Raw genomic sequence first — 20162 nt, forward strand, 5'->3', positions numbered from 1 at the left:
CCTCGGTGGGTGCCGGTCGATCAGTATATTAGTGCGCATACCGATTTCGGCGGATCGGTGGCGGATTCTCGATCGATCGATTCCGGGGTTTACCCCCGTATCGGCACCGGAAGGTATCTCTATAATCGCCAACTAATATATTAGTTGGCCAACGCTTCGAAGAAAGCGTGACCGGCGACCCATTCCCACTGGAGACACGTATGCACCTCGAAGACTCAGCCGGACCCCGCCCGACGGCCCATGCCTCGACCGCCGCGCCGACGGCCGTGCGCTGGCGGATTTTCTGGCTGCTGTTGTTGCTGTCGTCGATCAACTACATCGACCGCGCGTCGCTGTCCGTCGCGCTGCCGATCATCTCGACCGAATTCAGCCTGTCGCCCGCGATGGAAGGCGTGCTGCTCAGCGCGTTCTTCTGGACGTACGCGCTGATGCAGATCCCGAGCGGGCTGCTGGTCGACCGCTTCAAGGCGCGCACCATCGTCGGCCTCGCGACGATCGGCTGGGGCGCATGTCAGGCCGTCGCGGCCGCGTGCTTCAGTTGGATGCCGCTGCTGCTGACGCGGCTCGGACTCGGCATCGCCGAATCGCCGATCATGCCGGCCGGCGCGAAGCTCGCGGGTACGTGGCTCACGCCGGCCGAGCGCGGCCGCGGCGCCGCGCTGCTCGACGGCGGCGCGCCGCTCGGCTCGGCGTGCGGTGCGATCATCATCACCGCGCTGATCGCGGGCCTCGGCTCGTGGCGGCTCGCGTTCGTCGTCGCGGGCGCGGGCACGATCGTCGTCGGCATCTTCGCGTGGTGGTACATCCGCAACCATCCGTCCGAGCATGCCGGCGTGAACGCGGCCGAGCTCGAGCACGTGACCGCGCATGCGGCCGCGGCCCGCGCGGGCGAGCCGAAGGGCAGCGTGCCGTTTCGCGAACTGCTGCGCGACCGTTCCGTGCTGTTCATGTTCGCGAGCTGGGCCTGCTACAACAGCGTGTTCTACGGGCTGATGACGTGGATGCCCAGCTACCTGCACAAGGCGCACGGCTTCGACCTCAAGCAGATGGGCGGCGCGACCTTCATCATCTTCATGTGCGGCTTCGTCGGCGAGCTGTTCGGCGGCTGGCTCGCCGACAAGTGGCGTGCGGCCGGCGGCGCGCCGAACCGCGTGATGCGCGCGATGTTCTCGGTCGCGGGCCTCGCGTCCGCCGCGGCGATCCTCGCGGTGAGCTTCGCGACGGGGCTCGTCAGCGTCGTCGTGCTGCTGTCGGTCGCGTTGTTCTTCATCCGCTGGTGCGGGATGTTCTGGGGCGTGCCGGCGGCGCTCGGCGGCCAGTCCCGGGCGGGCCTGCTCGCGGGCGCGATGAACTTCGGCGGCAACATCGTCGGCGTCATCGTGCCGATCCTGATCGGCCTCATCGTGCAGTTCACCGGCACCTATTTCCTTGCGCTGATGTTCTTCGTCGTCGCGGCATTCGGCCTGGCCGTCTGCGCGAGCCTCATCGATTACCGCGACCGGGGCCTCGACTGAAGCCCGTCGCCCGATTCAACCGGAACCGAACCATGTCGTCACTTCCCACCGAAACCCGGCAGCCGCCGGCCGCGTCGCGCACGCGCGCGATCCGGCTCGATCCCGCCGACGATGTCGTCATCGCCGTCGAGCAGCTCGTCAGCGGCACGCGCCTCGACGACGAAGGCGTGAGCGTCGCGGGGCTGATCCCGCCCGGTCACAAGATTGCGACGCGCGCGATCGACGCCGGCGCGCCCGTGCGCCGCTACGGCCAGATCATCGGCTTCGCGAGTCAGCCGATCCGGCCCGGCCAGCACGTCCACACGCACAACCTCGACATGGGCGAGTTCGCGCGCGATTACGCGTTCGGCGAAGGCACCCGCGATACCGCGTTCGTGCCCGAGGCGCAGCGCGCGACGTTCGACGGCATCGTGCGCGCCGACGGCCGGGTCGCGACGCGCAACTACATCGGCATCCTGACGTCGGTGAACTGCTCGGCGACGGTCGCGCGCGCTGTCGCCGATCATTTCCGCCGCGACATCCACCCCGACGCGCTCGCCGCGTATCCGAACGTCGACGGCGTGGTGGCGCTGACGCACGGCGTCGGCTGCGCGGTCGACCCCGACGGCGACGCCCTCGCGATCCTGCAGCGCACGCTCGGCGGCTATGCGTGCCATCCGAATTTCGCGGCCGTGCTGGTGATCGGGCTCGGTTGCGAAACCAACCAGATTCCGCGCCTGCTCGAAACCCAGGGGCTGACGGAGCACGCGCGGCTGCGCACGTTCACGATCCAGGACAGCGGCGGCACGCGCAAGACGATCGAGAAGGGCATCGCGCTCGTCGAGTCGATGCTGGCCGCCGCGAACGACGTGCGGCGCGAGCCCGTCGATGCGAGCCACCTGACGGTCGGCCTGCAATGCGGCGGCTCCGACGGCTATTCGGGCATCACCGCGAACCCCGTGCTCGGCGCGGCGGTCGACCTGCTGGTGAAGCACGGCGGCACCGCGATCCTGTCCGAAACGCCGGAGATCTACGGCGCCGAGCATTTGCTCACGCGCCGCGCGGAGTCGCGCGACGTCGGCGAGAAGCTGGTCGCGCGGATCCGCTGGTGGGAGGACTATTGCGCGCGCCATCACGCGGCGATGAACAACAACCCGTCGGCCGGCAACAAGGCGGGCGGTCTCACGACCGTGCTGGAGAAATCGCTCGGCGGCATCGCGAAGGCCGGCAGCACGAATCTCGTCGACGTCTACGAATACGCGATGCCCGTTCGCGCGAAAGGGCTCGTGTTCATGGATACGCCAGGCTACGACCCGATCTCCGCGACCGGGCAGGTCGCGGGCGGTGCGAACCTGATCTGCTTCACGACGGGGCGCGGCTCCGCATACGGCTGCGCGCCGACGCCGTCGCTGAAGCTCGCGACCAACAGCGCGCTGTGGCGGCGGCAGGCCGACGACATCGACCTGAACTGCGGCGATGTGCTCGACGGCGGCGCGCGCATCGACGCGCTCGGCGCGACGCTGTTCCGGATGATGCTCGACGCGGCGTCCGGCCACGCGACGCGCAGCGAGCTGCACGGCTACGGGCAGAACGAATTCGTGCCGTGGCAGATCGGCGCGATCACCTGATTTGAATCCTCTGCGGCAAGGAGTGCCACTGATGCAACCGAACATTTCATCCGCGCGCTTTCGTGGCGTGTTTCCCGTCGTGCCGACGATCTTCACCGACGACGGCCGTCTCGACCTCGACGGACAACGCCGCTGCGTCGACTTCATGATCGATGCGGGATCGAACGGCCTGTGCGTGCTCGCGAATTTCTCCGAGCAGTTCTCGCTCGCCGACGACGAGCGCGATGCGGTGATGCACTGTGTGCTCGAGCACGTCGCCGGCCGCGTGCCGGTGATCGTCACCACATCGCATTTCGGCACGACCGTGTGCGCGCAGCGCAGCCGCCGCGCGCAGGACGCGGGCGCCGCGATGGTGATGGTGATGCCGCCGTATCACGGTGCGACGTTTCGCGCGGGCGAGGCGGCGATCGTCGAGTTCTTCCGCAGCGTCTCCGATGCGATCGACATCCCGATCATGATCCAGGACGCGCCGGCGAGCGGCACGCACCTGCCTGCCGCGCTGCTCGCGCGGATGGCGATCGAGATTCCGAACGTGTCGTACTTCAAGATCGAGGTGCCGCAGGCGGCCGCGAAGCTGCGCGAGCTGATCGCGCTCGGCGGCGACGCGATCGTCGGGCCGTGGGACGGCGAGGAGGCGATCACGCTGATGGCCGATCTCGAAGCAGGCGCGACGGGGGCCATGACGGGCGGCGCGTATCCGGACGGGATCCGCCGGATCGTCGACGCATGGGCGGCCGGCCGTGCGGACGAAGCCGAGCGCGAGTACGGGCGCTGGCTGCCGCTCATCAATCACGAGAACCGCCAAGGCGGCATCGCGACCGCGAAGGTGCTGATGAAGGCGGGCGGCGTGATCGCGTCGGACGCCGTGCGTCATCCGCTGCCGTCGATGCATCCCGACACGCGCGCGAGCCTGCTGCGGATCGCCCGCTCGCTCGATCCGCTTGTGCTGCGCTGGGGCCGCTGAGCGCTGCGCGCGACGGCACGGTTCAACGATTTCACGATTCAACGATGTTCAACGAGGACGATTTATGCAGATTTCTGGCGCTTCCCTGATCGGTCGACGCAGCGCGGCCGGCGCCGCGGGATTCCAGGCGATCGACCCGGCGACCGGCGCGGTACTTGCCCCCGTGTTCGGCCGCGCATCGGCGCAGGACGTCGACGCAGCCTGCGTGCTGGCCGCACAGGCATTCGACGCGTATTCGCATACGTCGCTGCACGCGCGCGCGGCGTTTCTCGACACGATCGCCGAGAGGCTGCTCGCGCTCGGGGATTCACTGGTCGAGCGCTGCGTCGCGGAAAGCGGTCTGCCGCGCGCGCGCATCGAAGGCGAGCGCGCCCGCACCGTCGCGCAGCTTCGGATGTTCGCGCAGGTCGTGCGGGCGGGCGACTTTGTCGGCGTGCGCATCGATCCCGCGCAGCCGGCGCGTCAGCCGCTGCCGCGCGTCGACCTGCGCGTACAGCACGTCGCGCTGGGCCCCGTCGCCGTGTTCGGTGCGAGCAATTTCCCGCTGGCATTCTCGGTCGCGGGCGGCGACACGGCGTCGGCGCTGGCGGCCGGCTGCCCGGTGATCGTGAAGGCGCATCCCGCGCATCCGGGCACGTCGGCGCTCGTCGGTCGCGCGATTCAGCAAGCCGTGGAGGCATGTGCGATGCCGGATGGCACGTTCTCGCTGCTGTTCGACGACGGTTACGAGGTGGGTGCCGCGCTCGTGCGCGATCCACGCATCCAGGCGGTGGGCTTTACGGGCTCGCGCGGCGGCGGCGTCGCGCTGATGGCGCTCGCGGCTGCGCGACCGCAGCCGATACCCGTCTACGCGGAGATGAGCAGCGTGAATCCCGTGCTGCTGTTTGCGCATGCGCTCGACGCGCGCGCGGAGGCGATCGGCCGCGCATTTGCGGCGGCGCTGACGCTCGGCGTCGGTCAGTTCTGCACGAATCCGGGCCTGATTCTCGGCGTCGACGGCCCCGCGCTGCGGCGCTTCGAGGCCGCCGCCGCCGCCACGCTGGCCGATCTGCCCGCGGCTGCGATGCTTACGCCCGGCATTCACCGCGCGTACGACGAGGCGGTCGTGCGCCTTGGTGCGCAGGCCGGTGTCGAATTGCTTGCGCGCGGCGCGGCGGCCGATGACGGGATCCGTCATGCGGGCCGCGCGGCGCTGTTCGCGACGCAGGCCGACCGGTTCGCGCATCAGCCCGGGTTGCACGACGAAGTGTTCGGCCCCGCATCGCTCGTCGTGCGCTGCCCGGATCTCGACACGATGCATGCGCTCGTCGAGCGGCTCGACGGGCAGCTCACGACAGCGCTGCATGTCGACGACGGCGATCACGACGCGGCGCGTGCATTCATGCCGCTGCTCGAACGGCGCGCGGGGCGCATTCTCGTGAACGGCTTCGGCACGGGTGTCGAGGTCGCGCATGCGATGGTGCACGGCGGTCCGTATCCGGCGACGTCGGACGGCCGCTCGACATCGGTGGGCAGCCTCGCGATCGGCCGCTTCCTGCGCCCGGTCTGCTATCAGGACGTGCCCGATGCGCTGCTGCCCGATGCGCTGCGCGATGCGAATCCGCTGGGCGTGCCGCGCGCCATCGACGGACATCGCGATGCGCAAGCGTGACGGGCCGGTTCCCGAACCGGTGAAGCGACGACGGCGCGCTTTCGACTGATCATTGGCCGCTCGCCCGACGGCGTTTCATGCGTGTGCGGCGATGTGCCGGCGAAGCGGCGCCGTCGTCGCCGCGCACGCGCTGCGTGCGGCTTCTGCCGATTGCGCGGCGATGCGTTTTATGGTCTCGTTGCGGGATATCGCATCGACTCGAAAAAGGACGTCGAATGCAGCCGGGCGATTCACACGGGGTCCGATTAGTCAGGGGAATCGGCGCACGTACGCGCGCCCGCGGCGCCGTGCGCAGGCTGCTCATCATATTGACACTGGGCTTGCTCGCGCCCGGCCTGCCGGCTTTCGCCGACTCTCCCGAAACCGTCAACGACAACGTGCTGCGCGTGCTGGCCTGGCCCGGTTATGCGGACCGCGACGTCGTCAGCGCGTTCGAGTCGCAATTTCACGTACGCGTCGAAGTGACGTTCGTCGACTCCGACGAAGCGTTGTGGACCCGGATGCACAGCGCGGCGCCGCCGCCGTACGACGTGCTGGCCGCAAACACGGCCGAGATCCAGCGCTACGCGCACGAACGTCTGCTCGCGCCGATCGACCTGTCGCGCATCCCGAACCGGCGGCGGCAGTTGCCGAACTTCCAGCAGCTCGCGACGATCGACGGGCTCGTCGAAGAGGGGGCTGCCCATGCGATCCCGTTTACGTATTCGTCGATGGGGCTGATCTACGACCGCAAGCAGGTTTCCGCCGCACCGCGCTCGATGCGGGAGCTGTGGAATCCGCGCTACCGCGGCAAGGTGCTCGACTTCAACAGCGCGCAGCACAATTTTTCGTTCACGGCGCTGGCGCTCGGCTATCCCGATCCGTTCCGCCTGTCGCCCGCGCAGACGCTCGCCGTCGCGCACAAGCTGATCGACCTGCGCCGCAACCTGCTGACGTACTACACGCTTCCTGAAGAAGCGACCGCGCTGTTCGTCGAGCATCGCGCGGCGCTGATGTTCGGCAATTACGGCACGCAGCAGGTGGAACTGCTGCGGCGCGCCGGCGCGGACGTCGGCTACGTGATCCCGGACGAAGGCGCGCTCGCGTGGCTCGACTGCTGGGCCGTCACGCGCGGCGCGCAGCATCCCGAGCTCGCGTTCGCGTGGATCAACTACATGCTGGAACCGGCGATCGGCGCGCTGCTGACCGAACGCCAGGGCCTCGCGAACACGCTCGCGCCGCCGCCGGGCCTCGACACCGGGCACCAGCATCTCGTCTGGCTCCAGCCCGTCGAGGACATCGCGCGGCGCGAATCGCTGTGGAGCCGTATCGTGTCGGGCGACCGTCCGGAGCGGTTCGGAAAATGATCCGGCTCGGGCTCACATCGAAACTGTCGGTGCTGTTCGCATGCATCGGCGTGATCGCGTCCGGCACGACCGGCTATTACGCATATCGCGCGAACCGCGCGATGCTCGTGCAGGAGGCACAGCACAGCCTGCTGATGTCGACGCAACTGCTCGGGCAACGCTTCACCACCGCGCTGTCCGACGTCGCGGACGATGCGCTCGTGCTCGCGCAGATGCCGTCGTGCGCGCTGGTCTCGGGCGGCGACAACCGGGAAGGCGCGTCACGCGCGCGGCTCGAGCTCGAGCAGGTGTTCTACAGCTTCATGAGAAATCACCCGGAATACCTGCAGGTTCGCCTGATCGCGCGCGGGGATTTCGGGATCGAACGCATTCGCGTCGATCGCGATGCGCACGGCATCGTCGTGCTGCCGGACAGCGCGTTCCAGGAGAAAGGACAGTTTTCCTACGTATTCGATACGCTCGCGACGGCACCGGGTCATATCTACCTGTCGCCGATCGTGATCAACCACGAGACGGGAACGCATGCGGCCGAGGGGCTGCCGATCCTGCGCGTGGGCACGCCGGTCGTCGACGCGTCGGGCCAGACGGTCGGCGCACTCGTCGTCGATGTCGAACTGTCGCGCGTGTTCGACCGGCTCGAGCGCGATCTGCCGGAAGACTACGCGGTGTATCTCGCGAACGAGTGGGGCGATTTCCTCGTGCACCCCGATCCGTCGCAGACGTTCGGCTTCGATCGCGGGCGGCGCGTGCTGATGCAGGACCGCTTCGCCGTCACGCGCGCGCTGTTCGACAGCGCCCGCACGAACGTTACCCTCAATGGCCTGACCGATCCCGCCGATGCGCCGGGGCAGATGTTCGCGTTCGCGCGTACGCCGTTCGGGCACGACGAGGGCAACCGCTTCGTCGTGCTCGGGATGGGACGCCCGCTGGCCGACGTGCTGGTGCCGGCCGGCGTGCTCGGCGAACGGATCATCCGGATGGTGCTCGTGTCGAGCCTGATGGCGGTCATCCTCGCGATCCTGTTCGCGCGTGCGATCACGCGGCCGCTGCAGACGCTCGCGCGCGCGGCGACGCACGTGTTCGACGATCCGGCCGCCGAGCAGTTGCCGGTCGGGCGCGCCGACGAGATCGGCGTGCTCGCGCGCTGTTTCGACAGCATGCGCGTCGAGATTCGCACGCAGGTCGCGATGCTGCGCGCGAAGCAACTGGAGCTCACGCACCTCGCCGGCCACGATGCGCTGACCGCGCTGCCGAACCGCCTGCTGTTCATGGAGCAGCTCGATGCCGCGATCCGGCGTGCGGCCGCGATGCATGAAGGGCTGGCCGTGATGTTCGTCGATCTCGACCGCTTCAAGCAGATCAACGACCAGCACGGGCACTCGGCCGGCGACCGTGCGCTCGTCGCGGTCGCCAAGCGGTTGAGCCTCGTGCTGCGCGGCGGCGACATGGTCGCGCGGCTCGGCGGCGACGAGTTCATCGTGCTGATCGCGGACGTGCGCTCACCGGCGGTGATCGGCGACGTCGCGTCGCGCATCCAGCTCGTGATGGCTGAAGAACTGGAGTTCGGCGACCGGCGCATGGCCGTCGGCGCGAGCATCGGCGTCAGCGAGTTTCCGGCCGACGGCGCGTCCGCCGAGGAACTGCTCGTCAAGGCCGACGCGGCGATGTACGCGGCGAAGGCGTCTGCGCAATGCGCATACGTGCGCTACCAGGAACTGGTCGGCAGCGGGAGTGCCGCCGGCGGCGGCGCGGACGAAGCGGCCGGCCGCATCGCGTCGGGCGAAAGCCGGTGACGGCCGGCCGCACGATACGTGCGATGCAAACGCAACGAGCCCGTCGCGGGACGGGCTCGTTGATGGTGCAGGCTGCGCGCGAAGGCGCGCGGCGGCAGGCTTAGTGGCCGAAGTAGACCGAGTCGCGCGGGTTCTGCACCTTGACGACCGGTGCGCCACCCTGGACGGTCGCGGCCGGTTGCGCACCGTAGCCGCTGTTGTCGGCGCCGCGCACGCGGGCTTGCGCGGCTTCGATGTCGGCCGGGTAGTGCGGGCTCGCCTGGCTCGGCTTGTAGCCGGCTTTTTCGAGCTGAACCAGTTCGTTCTTCACTTGCGCGCGGGTCACGGTGCTTTGGGCGAATGCGCCGAACGAAGCGGACAGGGCGACAGCGGCAACGACTGCGGAAACGAGCGATTTCATGATGACCTCCGATGTTTATTGGCTTTCCGCGTTCGACACCATGTCGTAAGCGGTTGATTACATCGTAGGCGCCGGTCGACCTAGGGTAAACGTGAGTTTTGGTGAAAGATCGTTGTCGCTGGAGTAATAATTCCGAGATATGCGCGTTCCGTCCCTATTCGATGTTGCCGGATTTGCAAGGGAGCGGAGCGAATGCGCGCGACGCGGATGGCGTACACGGACGGGTGCCCGACGGCGAATGCGCGGGTGGAGAGGCGGCCGACGGGTGGTGTTGCCGACGGGTCAGACGTCGTCGTCGATTTCCTTGCGTTCCCGGCGTTCCTCGTTGCCGCGGCGCGCGCGCAGGCGCTGGCGTGACAGCACGGCGATCACCTGCTGGGTCGGCGCGCCGGACGGCAGTTCGTTGCGGATGCGATCGGGCACCATGGGCAGGCCCGCGCGCTGCCGGCGCAGCGCCTTGGCGATTGCCCGGCGGCATTCGTCACCGTGGCAATCCCATTCATCGCGGATTCTCTGGCAATAACGGCATTGTTCCATCCGGACAGTCTAACGCGTCTTCGGGAACGGGGCTGGACGCCGGCCTGAGTGGATCAGGCGCCGGGTGCGGCATCGGCGAGCGCGTTTGCATGAGACTGGAAGCGGCGATGTTCTTCCGGCGGCACGAGCGAGCCGCCCGTCGCCCAGATGACGTGCGTTGCCCGGCGCAGGTCGATCGCGTGGCGATGCACGTAGTCCTTTCCGGCCGGGGAGTGCGTCAGCCAGCCGGGGCCGCCGACGGCAGCGGCGGCCGACGGCTCGAGTTCCACGCCCGTCGCGCGCCGGACCGCGAGCAACTGCGCGTAAAGCTGCGCGTCGCTGACGGTGAAGACGCCCGACAGCTGGGACGCCATCAGCGGGCTGACGAGGTGCGACGCCTGCGCGACTGCCAGGCCATCGGCCTCGGTCCGGTTGTCGAGCCCCGCGTCGTAGACGGATACGGGCTTCCCGAGGCCGGCGGCCAGTTGGACCAGCATGCACGGCGAAGCGACGGGTTCCGCGAAAAAGCAATGCACGTGCTCGCCGAACAGCGCCTTGAGACCATAGGCGATGCCGCCCGGTGCGCCGCCGACGCCGCACGGGATATGGACGAAGAGCGGATGCGCCGCATCCACGCCGCGGCCCGCCCCGGCGAGCTGTGCGGCGAGATGCCGGGCACCGGCCGCGTAGCCGAGGAACAGCATCAGCGAGCCTTCGTCGTCGACGAAGTGGTTGCGCGGCTGATGGCGTGCCTGCGAGCGTCCCGCCGCGACGGCTTGCGCGTAGTCGCCGTCATGTTCGATCACGCGAACGCCGCGTGCTCTCAGGCGCGCCTTCTTCCACGGCTTCGCGTCGGTCGACATGTGAACGACCGACTCGAACCCCAGCGCGGCGGCCATCACGCCGATGCTCAGGCCGAGATTGCCGGTGCTGCCCACGATGACGGTGTGCGCGGCAAACAGTTCGCGTGCGGCGGTCGAGGCGAGGAGCCGACGGTCGCCCGCGGGTTCGAGCAGGCCGTGTTCGATCGCGATTGACTCCGCGAGCGCGAGCACTTCATGAAAGCCGCCGCGCGCCTTGATCGAGCCGGCGACCGGCAGTGCGTCGTCGCGCTTGATGAACCACGCGCCGTGTTCGTCTGCCGGGAGCGACAAGCTGCGCTGCAGGCTGTCTGCCGGCATCAGCGGCGATTCGATTTTTCCCGCGCTCGCCGCGAGTTCGGGAAACAGCTCGGCCATCAGCGGTTCGCAGCGCGCCAGCCGTGCTTCGGCCATTGCAATGGCGTCGATCGCCGGTGCGTCGTGCGGCAGCGGGCTGCCGGCGTGGGGGTTCAGCCACAGCAGCGGGTGGCGCGATTGCAGCTTGGCTAATAGATCGGAAGGCTGGAGCGTGAAGGTCATGGATCGGTCTTGCGTCGGATGAACGGCGAATCAGGCTTGAATGCTACGATTCGAACCGGTTGCGCGAAAGCGCCGATTTCTAATGAATGCATTAGCCTGACTTATAACGATGCGACTCGACGGTTCGATCCTTGGTGCGTTGCTGTGCTTTGAAACGGCCGGCCGGTTGCTGAGCTTCACGAAGACGGCACAGGCGTTCAACCTGACGCAAAGCGCCGTGAGTCAGCAGATCCGGAACCTGGAGGACCGGCTGGGTTACCCGCTGTTCGTGCGTCAGGCGCGCGGGCTGAAGTTGACCGAGAAGGGCGCGACCCTGCTCGGAACGATGTCGAGCGCGTTCGGCGACATCCATCGCACGCTTCAGGCACTCGGGATGCCGGACGCGCCACTGCAGGTGAGTTGTCTGCCGTCGCTCGCGCTGCAATGGCTGATGCCGCGCCTGTCCGAATTTCATCGGCTGCAACCGGACGTGCCGGTTCGCGTGAAGGCCGAGTTTCAGGTGCTGGATCGTCAGGCCATGGAGACCGACGACATCGACGTGGCGGTGCGCTACGACCCGGTGCAATACGGGCGGCTGCATGCCGAGGCCATCCTCGACGAAATCCTGTTTCCGGTCGCCACGCCCGCGTATCTGGCGCAGCATCCGTCCTTTGCCGGCGGGGAGTCGCTGGACGGCGTCGTCCTGCTGCACGACGCGGCTCCGTGGGGCGGCGCACCCGAGTTCGTGGAGTGGCGCACGTGGCTGGAGGCGGTGCGTCCCGCGTGGACGGCGCATCTTGACGGCCCGCAGTTCAATTTCTCCAGCCTGGCAATCACGGCCGCGCTGAACCATCAGGGCGTCGCGATGGGGCGCGCCGCGCTGGTACATGACGAGATCGCGAGCGGACGGCTCGTGGATGTTTTCGGCAGGCACGTGCGTGCGCCGGCGCGCTACATGCTGTTGTCACGCAATCCCGACGATCCGCGCACCACGGTTTTTTCGGACTGGCTCAAGGCCGAGTGCGCACGCTTCGATGCGGCTCGGTCACGCCTGCTTTCGAACGGAAGCCGGCACGGGTAGCCGAAGCTGCCGGATGGCTGGGTCGGAGTGCGAAGGAGTTGAGAAATGAGCGCCGCAAACTACGATTTCCCGTCCGTCTCCATACGGAATGCTTGCGCACGGACGCGGATGGCGAGCGTTACTTGAGTTGCCAGATACCCCAGACGGCGATCAACAGGCCAAGGCCGAATCCGCAGCCGAGCAACACGTAGGTTTCCATTGCAGGTCTCTGAAAGCGTGGCAGCGCCGATGCGGACATCGGCGTGCGAGCAGGACAGTCGGTGACGTATCGTTCGCATCGTCGGGCGCGGCGATACGCCGGGTCCGCGAATACTACGCTCGGCAGCTTTCAGAACGCATGCGGGATCGATGGCAATCCGCCGCCCGTCAGTGCGTGCCCGCGTGCGTGTTGTCCACCTGGGTAACGTGCGATCCGCCGTGCCGGAACACGCCCGATTTCCAGATCATCTGCGATGCCGCGACGAGCACGAAGAGCAGCACGACCATCCTGAAGCTGCGGGGCGACATCTTGTCCCGCAGCGGGCGAACGAGCCACATGCCGGCAATGGCCGGCAGGCTGGCCGCCGCCGAGATCGCGAGGTCGGCGGCGCTCGCGTGCGCGGCGCCGCTGAACGTCGTGAGCAGCGTGACGATCGACACCACGAGGATGATCGCGATCTGCTTCGTGAAGACGCGCCCGGTCGCGCCGGACGAAATCAGGTAGGTGGCGAGCAGCGGGCCGGGAACCGACGCGATGCTTTCCATCAGCGCGGCGCCGAAGCCGAGTGCGAAGCCGACGGGTTTCTGCCAAGCGGGAGGCAGGTTGAGCTTCGGCGCGGCGAGCATCAGCGTCGCGGCGACGATCAGCAGCGCGCCGGACGCCGCCTGCGCATGACCCGGATTGAGCGAGAGCAGGATCGCGACACCGACGATGTTGCCGATCACGGTGCCCGCGATCGGTGCGGCGATCTTGCGTGCGGTCGCCAGCACCTGGCCGCCTTCCAGCGCCTGCGGAATGTTGCCGAGGATGATCGGCATCGACAGCAGCAGCACCGCATGCCGGATCGGCAGGAACTGGCTGAGTATCGGCATCGCGATCAGCGGCACGCCTATGCCGGTGATCCCCTTGGCCATGCCGCCCAGCAGCAGCGCGACGGCGATGCCGGCCAGATCGAACGCGCCGAGCCCCTGCAGGCTGGAAACCAGCACACCTTCAGTCAGATTGAAATGCATCATGGAATGGCTTGTCGCGGCATATCCGGCAGCGAGCGCTGTCGAAGGAGCCCGTTGCGGCGCGTGCGTGTTGCACGCATGTGTTCTGGATCGGCTTGGCCGGGCGTCGATCGCACGGCGCCGCATCGTTGCGCGGCCGGGTCCGCAGGCAATCGACGCGCGGTTCGAGGATGCATCTTACCCGAGCGTTGCGGAGGATATTCGGCGCGGGGCGCGGCGTGCCGCCGGTATCGTCGGCGCGATCATGTACGCGGTTCAATACAATTCATGACCGTGTATCGCCTCATGCGCGATATGCATCTACTGGAACAAGGAGACCCGATGACCCTTGCGCAGTTGCAGGCCCTGGCGGCCGTGGTCGAACTCGGCTCGCTCACGGCCGCGGCCGACCGGCTGAGCCGCAGTCAATCCGCGATCAGTCATGCGCTGACCGAGCTGGAAGACGTCACGGAGGTCAAGCTGCTCTGGCGCGACCGGCAGCCGGTCGTCCTGACGGCGGCGGGCGAACGCCTGTGGCCGTACATCCAGAACGTGGTGCGCGAAGCGCAGTTGCTGCGCCAGCAGTTCAGCCTGTCGCGCGGCAAGCTCGAAGGGAAGCTGGTGGTCGCGTCGCTGCCAAGCGTGTCGCTGGCATTCGTCGTGCCGGCACTCGAGGCGCTGAAGGAGATGCACCAGGGCGTGTCGGCGGTGCTGCTCGAAGGCACGGACAGCGAAGTCGAAGGGTGGATCGAGGACGGTACCGCCGACGTCGGCGTGGTGGCCGGCACGAAGACCTTCGCGCACACGCTGCCGCTGCTCGACGAGGACTTCGTCGCGGTGGCGGCGGATGGCATGTTCACGGGCCGCAAGAGCGTGTCGGCGAAGCAGTTGTCCGCGGCCCCGTTCATTTTCTCGAAGGCAGGATGCGGGCCGGTGATCGCGGATTACTTCGCGCGCAGCGGCACGCCGCTGCACGCCGCGTTCAACGTGGTCGAGATGCGCACCATCCTGTCGATGGCGGAGGCGGGCATGGGCGTGTCGATCGTTCCGCGCATCACGCTCACGTACACCCCGTTCGGCGGCCGCGTGCTGGCGCTTTCGCCACGGCTGCATCGTTCCGTCCGGCTGTCGTGGAACACGTCCGGCAATGCGATCGCCGATGCGTTCGTGCGGCTCGTCGACGCACAACGCGCGAAGGCGGCGAAGGCGATTCACGCGCGCGCGAAAAGGAGCCGGTAACGAACGGCCGGTGCGATGAAAAGCGCTCATGGGCGGCTTGCAGTTTATTCATGCCGATGGTGGTCGAGATGCAATACATTGATCGAACTCGCCCCTGACCGCTTTGCCCCGAAGGAGATTGCCGTGCCGGCCTTGCCCACCTTGCTTGCATTCGGACTCGTGTCGCTCGGCATGGTGCTGACACCCGGGCCGAACATGATCTACCTGGTGTCGCGCTCGATCTGCCAGGGCCGCCGTGCCGGGCTGGTGTCGCTCGGCGGCGTCGCGTTGGGGTTCGTCTTCTACATGGTGTGCGCGGCGCTGGGCATCACCGCGCTGGTGTTGGCCGTGCCGTATGCGTACGACGTGCTGCGCTTTGCCGGTGCGCTTTATCTGGCGTACCTGGCGTGGCAGGCGCTGAAGCCGGGCGGCCGCTCGGCGTTCCAGATCAGGCAGCTGCCGCACGATAGCCGCGCCAGGCTCTTCACGATGGGCTTCGTCACGAACCTCGCGAATCCGAAGATCGCGGTGATGTATCTGTCGCTGCTGCCGCAGTTCATTTCGCCGGGGCACGGCAGCGTGCTCGCACAATCGCTGGCGCTCGGCAGCGTGCAGATCGCGGTGAGCGTCAGCGTGAATGCGCTGATTGCCTGCATGGCCGGCGCCATCGCGGGTTTCCTGGCGGGGCGGCCGGTCTGGGCGTCGGTTCAGCGCTGGTTGATGGGCACGGTGCTGGCGGGACTCGCCGTGCGTATCGCACTGGAGTCGCGCAGCTGACGCGAGTGAGTGGCCGACGGGTTGCGGGATCGCAGGGGGCTTCCGAGTTGCATCGTGACGAACGCGCCCGGTTTCGTCAGCCCTGTCTGTTGCCCTGCGCTTCGTTGCCGACCCGCACGGGCGCGGCTTTTGCGTTGCGCCGGCCGCGCGTCGCGAGCCAGCACAGGATCGACCCGCCGCATACCATCGACGCGCCTTGCCAGAATTCGATCGACAGCGGCGCATGCAGCAGCGTCGCGGCGAGCATGGCGGCGAGTACCGGGGTGAAATACGATGCGCCGACGATGATCGTCACGTTGCCGTGCATGATGCCGGTGTTCCAGGCCGCATAGCCGAACCCCAGCGCCGATGCCGCCAGCACGATGTAGATGGCCGCTTGCAGGCTGAACGTCATGCCGCCGCCGCCTTCGACCGCGAACTTGATCCAGAGCGCCAGCGCAACCAGCATGAAGAACGGCGTGACGCCGTTCTTGCCGTCCGCGATGCGCGCCGTCACCGTGCAATAGCCGGCCCAGATCAGCGCGCCGAAGAACGCGAGGCCGTAGCTCAACGGATTGTCCGTGACGTTGCGCAGCATGCCGGCCGGATCGAGCCCCTGGTCGCCGCCGAGCACCCGGCAGATCCCGAGCATCGACAGCAGGACGCCGGGCACGACCAGCAGGTTGGCGCGCTGCTTGTTGAACACGATTGCCGCGACCAGCGTGAAGCTCGGCCACAGATAGTTGACCATCGCGACTTCGATCGCCTGCCGGCCGTTGCTGGCATAGCCGATCGACAGCGAGAGACACACCTCGTACGAGACGAACAGCAGCCCGCCCCAGAGCAGATAGTTTTTCGGGAACCGGCTCAGGTCGGGGAACCCGACCGAGAACAGCAGAAGCACGGATGCCACCGTATAGATCATCGCTGCGCCGCCGGTCGCGCCGAGGCTTTCGCTGACTCCACGAACGAGGGCGACCACGGAGGCCCACAACAACACCGCGCCGAGCCCGGCGAGCGTTGCCTTATTCTTGCGCTTCATGCGTCCTGCCTGTTTCAACATTCAAATTCGCTATCGGATGATTCGGTTCCGCCCGCGCGGGATCCACGGGTACGTCGATCAAGATGGTCTCGATCCCGGTGTGCCGGCCGCGCACCGGGATCGGCATGTCACGGCCGCCGACCCCGGACGCGTCGTCGCCGTCGAACGGCGTCGTCCCGTCGTCTTCGCCGAAGCAGTTGACGGTCGCGAACGTCCCGCTCGTGGCGGAGTACGAGGCGCGCAGTCTACCGCGTGTCGTCGCGCGATGGCTTGTGACGGGCGTACAACAGGTGCCCGTGCGCCATCGCGGTATAGTCGCGCGGCAGATTCGCATCGAGCAATTGGTCCGGTTTTCGTTGAAGCCAGTCGCCCGTATCGCGCTTTCAGGGAGGGAAGCCATGAAAGAAGTGCCGTATTTCTCGCAGTGGGAATCGATGCACCTGGTTTCGCGGTTCGTGTCCCGCGAATTGCGCGCGGAGGACGACCCGTTGTGGCATCGCTCCGGCGCAAGCACGCCGGAGGAATACGCGCAGTGGAGCCCGAACATCTGCGGTATCGCGTGCCTGAAGATGCTGCTCGCATACCGCTCGAACACGATCGTGCCGCTGCTCGAACTGGTACGCGAGGCCGTCGGGTTCGGCGTCTACCGGCCCGAACTCGGCGACACGGGCAAGCGTCTGCATTACCGGCCCTTCGTGCACTGGGTGCGCGAGCGCTACGGGATCGATGGCGATGTGGTGGAAGGAGTCGATTCGGCCGCGCTCGAACCGAAGCTGCATGACGGGCACATGCTGATGGCGTCGGTGCATCCCGGCATCCGGCACGACGGCTTCGAGCCGCCGTCGCGGGGCGGCCACCTGGTGCTCGTGTTCGGCGCGAACCGCGACACCGGCGACTGGCTGTTCCACAACCCGTCCGGGTTCGACGTGCGCACGCAGCGCAACGTGGCGATGCCGCGCGCCACGTTCGACCGCTATTTCGCGAACCGCGGCATCCTGATTGCCCCATGACGTTGCGCATGCAACGAATCCCGCGCGCACGGCGTCAGGCGCCCGTCGCAACGGGCGCCTGACCGATCACCGGCCGTTGCGCTTCTTGCTCAGCTCGATCGTCTCGAACAGCGTGTAGTCGGCGGTCGGGTGCTGGTCGGCGCCCGGTGCGTGGTAGTAGCGCATCGTGATCGTCGTATGCCCGCCCGGCTTGCCCGGGTCGTGGTCGAACACGGCAATCCCGTAGCCGGTGCCGGTATCGCGACGCGCGGACCAGATCGCATCCTCGAGCGCATCGGCCGGCTGGCGCACGAACGTATTCGGTGCCGTGCCCGGCACCGGCCGGTTGGGCTTCGTGAACACCTTCGCCCGCGCAAAGCCGGTCGCCGGGTTCTCGCCGTATACGTCGAGCGGCGCGCTGGTGCCGCCGCCGCCCAGGATCAGGTGGATCGTGCCGTGGCTCGTGTCGAACGTCGTGCGGTCCGGGTCGTTCGATCCGACCGGGCGCGGCTGCAGCGTCTCGACCACTTCGCCGGTCGTCGCATCGACGCCCGCGCGGTGATTGCAGCCGCGTACCGGGTAGCTGCGCTCGTAGTCGTGATCGTGGCCGCACAGCACGAGGTCGACGCCGTAACGGTCGAACAGCGGCAGCCACGCTTCGCGAATGCCCTTGTCGGAACCGTTGCCCGTCTTCGACGAACTGAGCGCGTCCTGGTGCATCTGCACGACGATCCAGTCGATGTCGTCGTCGTGCGCGGCATGACGCAGCGTGTGTTCGAGCCAGCGCGTCTGCTCGCCGTTGCTGTAGCCGCGCACGTAGAACGACGTGCCGGGCTCGATCGGCGGGCGGCCCGTGCTCGCGGCCGGCACGAGCGGCGCGGGGCCGCCGACGAACGCGGCGGCATCCTGGTACACGACGTCGTCGGCGTCGAGCGACACGAACAGCACCGAGCTCACGCGGAAGCTGTACCAGCGGCCCGGGAAGCGCGTGCCGTTCTCCGGCAGCGTATAGCGCGCGAGATACGAGTCGAGCCCCTGCGGACCATTGTTGAACTCGATCTCATGGTTGCCGGGGCAGGGCATCCACGGACGATTCGCGGCCGACGTCTGGTTGTTGTTGCCGAAATCGCGCCACACCTCGGGCTGGTGCGCGGGGTTCAGGTTCGCGTAGCAGAGGTCGCCGTTCAGCAGGTGGAACAGCGGCTGAAATTGCTCGACGGCCTGCACCGCGAAGCGGCTCTGCGGCGACGACAGCACCCAGGCACCGTTCGGCGTCGCAAGGTCGCCGTAGCTCGTGAAGCGGAACGGCGCGCGGCCGCGCGGTGCGGTCGAGAAATGCGCGGAGAACGGCTGCGTGGCATTGCTGTCGTTGTCGGCCGTGATCTCGTAGCGGTAACGCGTATTCGGCTTCAGCCCGTGCACGCGCGCGTGGTACGCGAATACGGTCTCGCCGTTCAGGCCGTCGGTGTACAGGCGCTGGACGCCATGCACGGTGCGCGGCGGCTCGCCGTCGGCGACGATGCGCGCGCGCGGATTGACGGCCGACGCGAGCGATGCCCACGAGATCACGACTTCCGACGTCGGGTCGTTGCCCCACGTCAGGTGGACCTGTTCGGGCGTGCCGTCCGGGGTCGACGCGGCGGCCCGGGCTGCCGCGAGGCCACCGGCGGCGGTGGCGAGGCCGGATACGCCGGCGAGTTTCAGGAAGCCGCGGCGCGAGACGGACGCGGCGGGCTCGTTCGGCTGGATCGGGGAGTTGTCCTGGTTCGACATGGTCGGTGTTTTCGTAGATGGAGACGCGAGATGCGGAACCGCCCGGCCGTGCGCAAGCGTGGCCGGGGCGTGGGCCGGAAACGAGCGGGATCCCGGTGCCGGACATTGTCGGAGCGCAGTTTTGCCGGGTTGTGACAGCACGGCAACCCCGCGGGAGCGCCGGCGCCTGCCGAGCTTGCGGATCGGGGCATCCGGCCCGCGCCGGCGCGCGTCCGCTTCGGCCGATATTTATTTGCCGACATCGCGACGGATTCTGATCAGCTGCACCGTTTAACGCATGAACGGCCGCTTCCGGTCGATATCTGCTACGTCGGAGTCTTTCATGAAGCTTTCCATTCCGTTGCGGTTTGCCACGGCATGCGTGGCCGCGCTGGCTGCGTCCGCTGCGTTCGCGCAGGCCGTCATCGTCGCGCCTTACGCGCCGCCGCCGCCTCGCGTCGAAGTGATGCCGGCGCCGCGCGCGGGCTACGTGTGGGACCAGGGCCACTGGCACTGGCGCCAGGGCCGCTATGTCTGGATTCCAGGCCACTGGCAAGTGGTTCGCGTCGGTTATCACTGGGTGCCGGGCCACTGGGCCGCGCGCGGCCCGGCGTGGCGCTGGGTTCCGGGTCACTGGGCCTGATGCGCAAGCCGCCGCACGGCACGCGGTGCCGGCGCGGCGGCGCCTTCCCGCAACGTCATGAGTCGCAGCGATGCCCTTTCGAACCGTGGTGATACTGGCAGCCGCAGCCATCGTGCTGGCCGGCTGCGTCGTGGTGCCGGCGCGTCCGGCCTATTACCGGCCCGCGCCGGTCGTCGTATATTGAGCGCGCCGGCCGCCGCTCGCGCGACCGGGCGGCCGGCATCCGATCGAACCGATCGACACGATCGCCATGCGGCCTGAAACCGATGCCGATGAAACGGACCTTGCCGATGCCGCGCGCGATGCGTGCGGCGATCCCG

Annotated in this window: 20 protein-coding genes; 12 read left to right on the top strand and 8 right to left on the bottom strand. The window is 67.9% G+C overall.

What is annotated here, in order from left to right; all coding sequences use genetic code 11:
• The first annotated feature begins 200 nt into the window (after positions 1–200).
• The 6 genes from ABY44_RS31380 to ABY44_RS31405 all read left to right on the top strand — a co-directional run bounded on the left by ABY44_RS31380 (position 201) and on the right by ABY44_RS31405 (position 8875).
• On the top strand, positions 201–1514 hold the full coding sequence (locus ABY44_RS31380; protein ID WP_060170630.1) for an MFS transporter: 1314 nt from the start codon (positions 201–203) through the stop codon (positions 1512–1514).
• Positions 1515–1546: 32 nt separating this feature from the next.
• Positions 1547–3121: a UxaA family hydrolase gene (locus ABY44_RS31385; protein ID WP_059683767.1), complete on the top strand. Its 1575-nt coding sequence runs from the start codon at positions 1547–1549 to the stop codon at positions 3119–3121.
• Positions 3122–3152: 31 nt separating this feature from the next.
• Positions 3153–4085 (top strand): dihydrodipicolinate synthase family protein, encoded by a 933-nt coding sequence (locus ABY44_RS31390; protein WP_059683765.1) that lies wholly within the window; start codon positions 3153–3155, stop codon positions 4083–4085.
• Positions 4086–4149: 64 nt separating this feature from the next.
• Positions 4150–5736, top strand: a complete 1587-nt coding sequence (locus tag ABY44_RS31395; RefSeq protein ID WP_059683764.1) for an aldehyde dehydrogenase (NADP(+)) — start codon at positions 4150–4152, stop codon at positions 5734–5736.
• A gap of 215 nt (positions 5737–5951) precedes the next feature.
• On the top strand, positions 5952–7082 hold the full coding sequence (locus tag ABY44_RS31400; RefSeq protein WP_060170632.1) for an extracellular solute-binding protein: 1131 nt from the start codon (positions 5952–5954) through the stop codon (positions 7080–7082).
• Positions 7079–8875, top strand: a complete 1797-nt coding sequence (locus ABY44_RS31405) for a GGDEF domain-containing protein (RefSeq protein ID WP_060170634.1) — start codon at positions 7079–7081, stop codon at positions 8873–8875. The genes ABY44_RS31400 and ABY44_RS31405 overlap by 4 nt, the downstream gene beginning before the upstream one ends.
• 100 nt (positions 8876–8975) lie before the next feature.
• Here the strand turns inward: ABY44_RS31405 and ABY44_RS31410 are convergent, their stop codons facing one another.
• The 3 genes from ABY44_RS31410 to ABY44_RS31420 form a co-directional block, all read right to left on the bottom strand.
• Positions 8976–9275 carry a DUF4148 domain-containing protein gene (locus ABY44_RS31410; RefSeq protein ID WP_060170636.1) on the bottom strand — a complete coding sequence of 100 codons (300 nt, stop codon included), beginning with the start codon at positions 9273–9275 and terminating at the stop codon, positions 8976–8978.
• A gap of 282 nt (positions 9276–9557) precedes the next feature.
• Complete coding sequence (locus tag ABY44_RS31415; protein WP_027791787.1) at positions 9558–9812, bottom strand: hypothetical protein; 255 nt, start codon at positions 9810–9812, stop codon at positions 9558–9560.
• Between the two features lie 53 nt (positions 9813–9865).
• The gene (locus ABY44_RS31420) at positions 9866–11191 is read right to left on the bottom strand and encodes a D-serine ammonia-lyase (protein WP_060170638.1); all 1326 of its coding nucleotides are present in this window, start codon (positions 11189–11191) and stop codon (positions 9866–9868) included.
• Between the two features lie 109 nt (positions 11192–11300).
• Here ABY44_RS31420 and ABY44_RS31425 point away from each other — a divergent pair, with 109 nt between their 5' ends.
• A complete protein-coding gene (locus tag ABY44_RS31425; protein ID WP_060170640.1) occupies positions 11301–12251 on the top strand; it encodes a LysR substrate-binding domain-containing protein in 951 nt (316 codons plus the stop codon).
• Positions 12252–12617: 366 nt separating this feature from the next.
• Here the strand turns inward: ABY44_RS31425 and ABY44_RS31430 are convergent, their stop codons facing one another.
• Complete coding sequence (locus ABY44_RS31430) at positions 12618–13466, bottom strand: sulfite exporter TauE/SafE family protein (RefSeq protein WP_060170642.1); 849 nt, start codon at positions 13464–13466, stop codon at positions 12618–12620.
• On the opposite strand from ABY44_RS31430, the gene ABY44_RS31435 reads away from it, so the two are divergent.
• The 3 genes from ABY44_RS31435 to ABY44_RS31445 all read left to right on the top strand — a co-directional run bounded on the left by ABY44_RS31435 (position 13465) and on the right by ABY44_RS31445 (position 15437).
• Positions 13465–13734 (top strand): hypothetical protein, encoded by a 270-nt coding sequence (locus ABY44_RS31435; protein WP_060170644.1) that lies wholly within the window; start codon positions 13465–13467, stop codon positions 13732–13734. The two genes, ABY44_RS31430 and ABY44_RS31435, sit on opposite strands and share 2 nt — an antisense overlap.
• 50 nt (positions 13735–13784) lie before the next feature.
• Entirely contained in the window at positions 13785–14681 is an 897-nt protein-coding gene (locus ABY44_RS31440; RefSeq protein WP_060170646.1) for a LysR family transcriptional regulator, read from the top strand.
• 123 nt (positions 14682–14804) lie between these two features.
• Positions 14805–15437 (top strand): LysE family translocator, encoded by a 633-nt coding sequence (locus ABY44_RS31445; protein WP_060170648.1) that lies wholly within the window; start codon positions 14805–14807, stop codon positions 15435–15437.
• Positions 15438–15513: 76 nt separating this feature from the next.
• Here the strand turns inward: ABY44_RS31445 and yddG are convergent, their stop codons facing one another.
• Together yddG and ABY44_RS31455 are read right to left on the bottom strand one after the other, a co-directional pair.
• Complete coding sequence (yddG, locus tag ABY44_RS31450) at positions 15514–16458, bottom strand: aromatic amino acid DMT transporter YddG (protein WP_155637840.1); 945 nt, start codon at positions 16456–16458, stop codon at positions 15514–15516.
• On the bottom strand, positions 16442–16858 hold the full coding sequence (locus tag ABY44_RS31455) for a hypothetical protein (protein ID WP_155637841.1): 417 nt from the start codon (positions 16856–16858) through the stop codon (positions 16442–16444). The genes yddG and ABY44_RS31455 overlap by 17 nt, the downstream gene beginning before the upstream one ends.
• Between ABY44_RS31455 and ABY44_RS31460 the strand changes: the two genes are divergently transcribed.
• Positions 16857–17468 (top strand): C39 family peptidase, encoded by a 612-nt coding sequence (locus tag ABY44_RS31460; protein WP_060170652.1) that lies wholly within the window; start codon positions 16857–16859, stop codon positions 17466–17468. The genes ABY44_RS31455 and ABY44_RS31460 overlap by 2 nt on opposite strands.
• A 66-nt stretch (positions 17469–17534) precedes the next feature.
• Here the strand turns inward: ABY44_RS31460 and ABY44_RS31465 are convergent, their stop codons facing one another.
• Positions 17535–19220, bottom strand: coding sequence for a purple acid phosphatase family protein (locus tag ABY44_RS31465; RefSeq protein WP_060170655.1), 1686 nt, complete (start codon positions 19218–19220; stop codon positions 17535–17537).
• Positions 19221–19542: 322 nt separating this feature from the next.
• Between ABY44_RS31465 and ABY44_RS31470 the strand changes: the two genes are divergently transcribed.
• The gene (locus ABY44_RS31470) at positions 19543–19842 is read left to right on the top strand and encodes a YXWGXW repeat-containing protein (protein WP_027791779.1); all 300 of its coding nucleotides are present in this window, start codon (positions 19543–19545) and stop codon (positions 19840–19842) included.
• Positions 19843–19897: 55 nt separating this feature from the next.
• Here ABY44_RS31470 and ABY44_RS31475 read toward each other — a convergent pair.
• On the bottom strand, positions 19898–20162 hold a 265-nt coding region (locus tag ABY44_RS31475), incomplete at its 5' end, for a hypothetical protein (RefSeq protein WP_431643131.1).

Source organism: Burkholderia sp. ZZQ-2, assembly GCF_050768715.1.
In the GTDB taxonomy this organism is placed as follows: domain Bacteria; phylum Pseudomonadota; class Gammaproteobacteria; order Burkholderiales; family Burkholderiaceae; genus Burkholderia; species Burkholderia cepacia.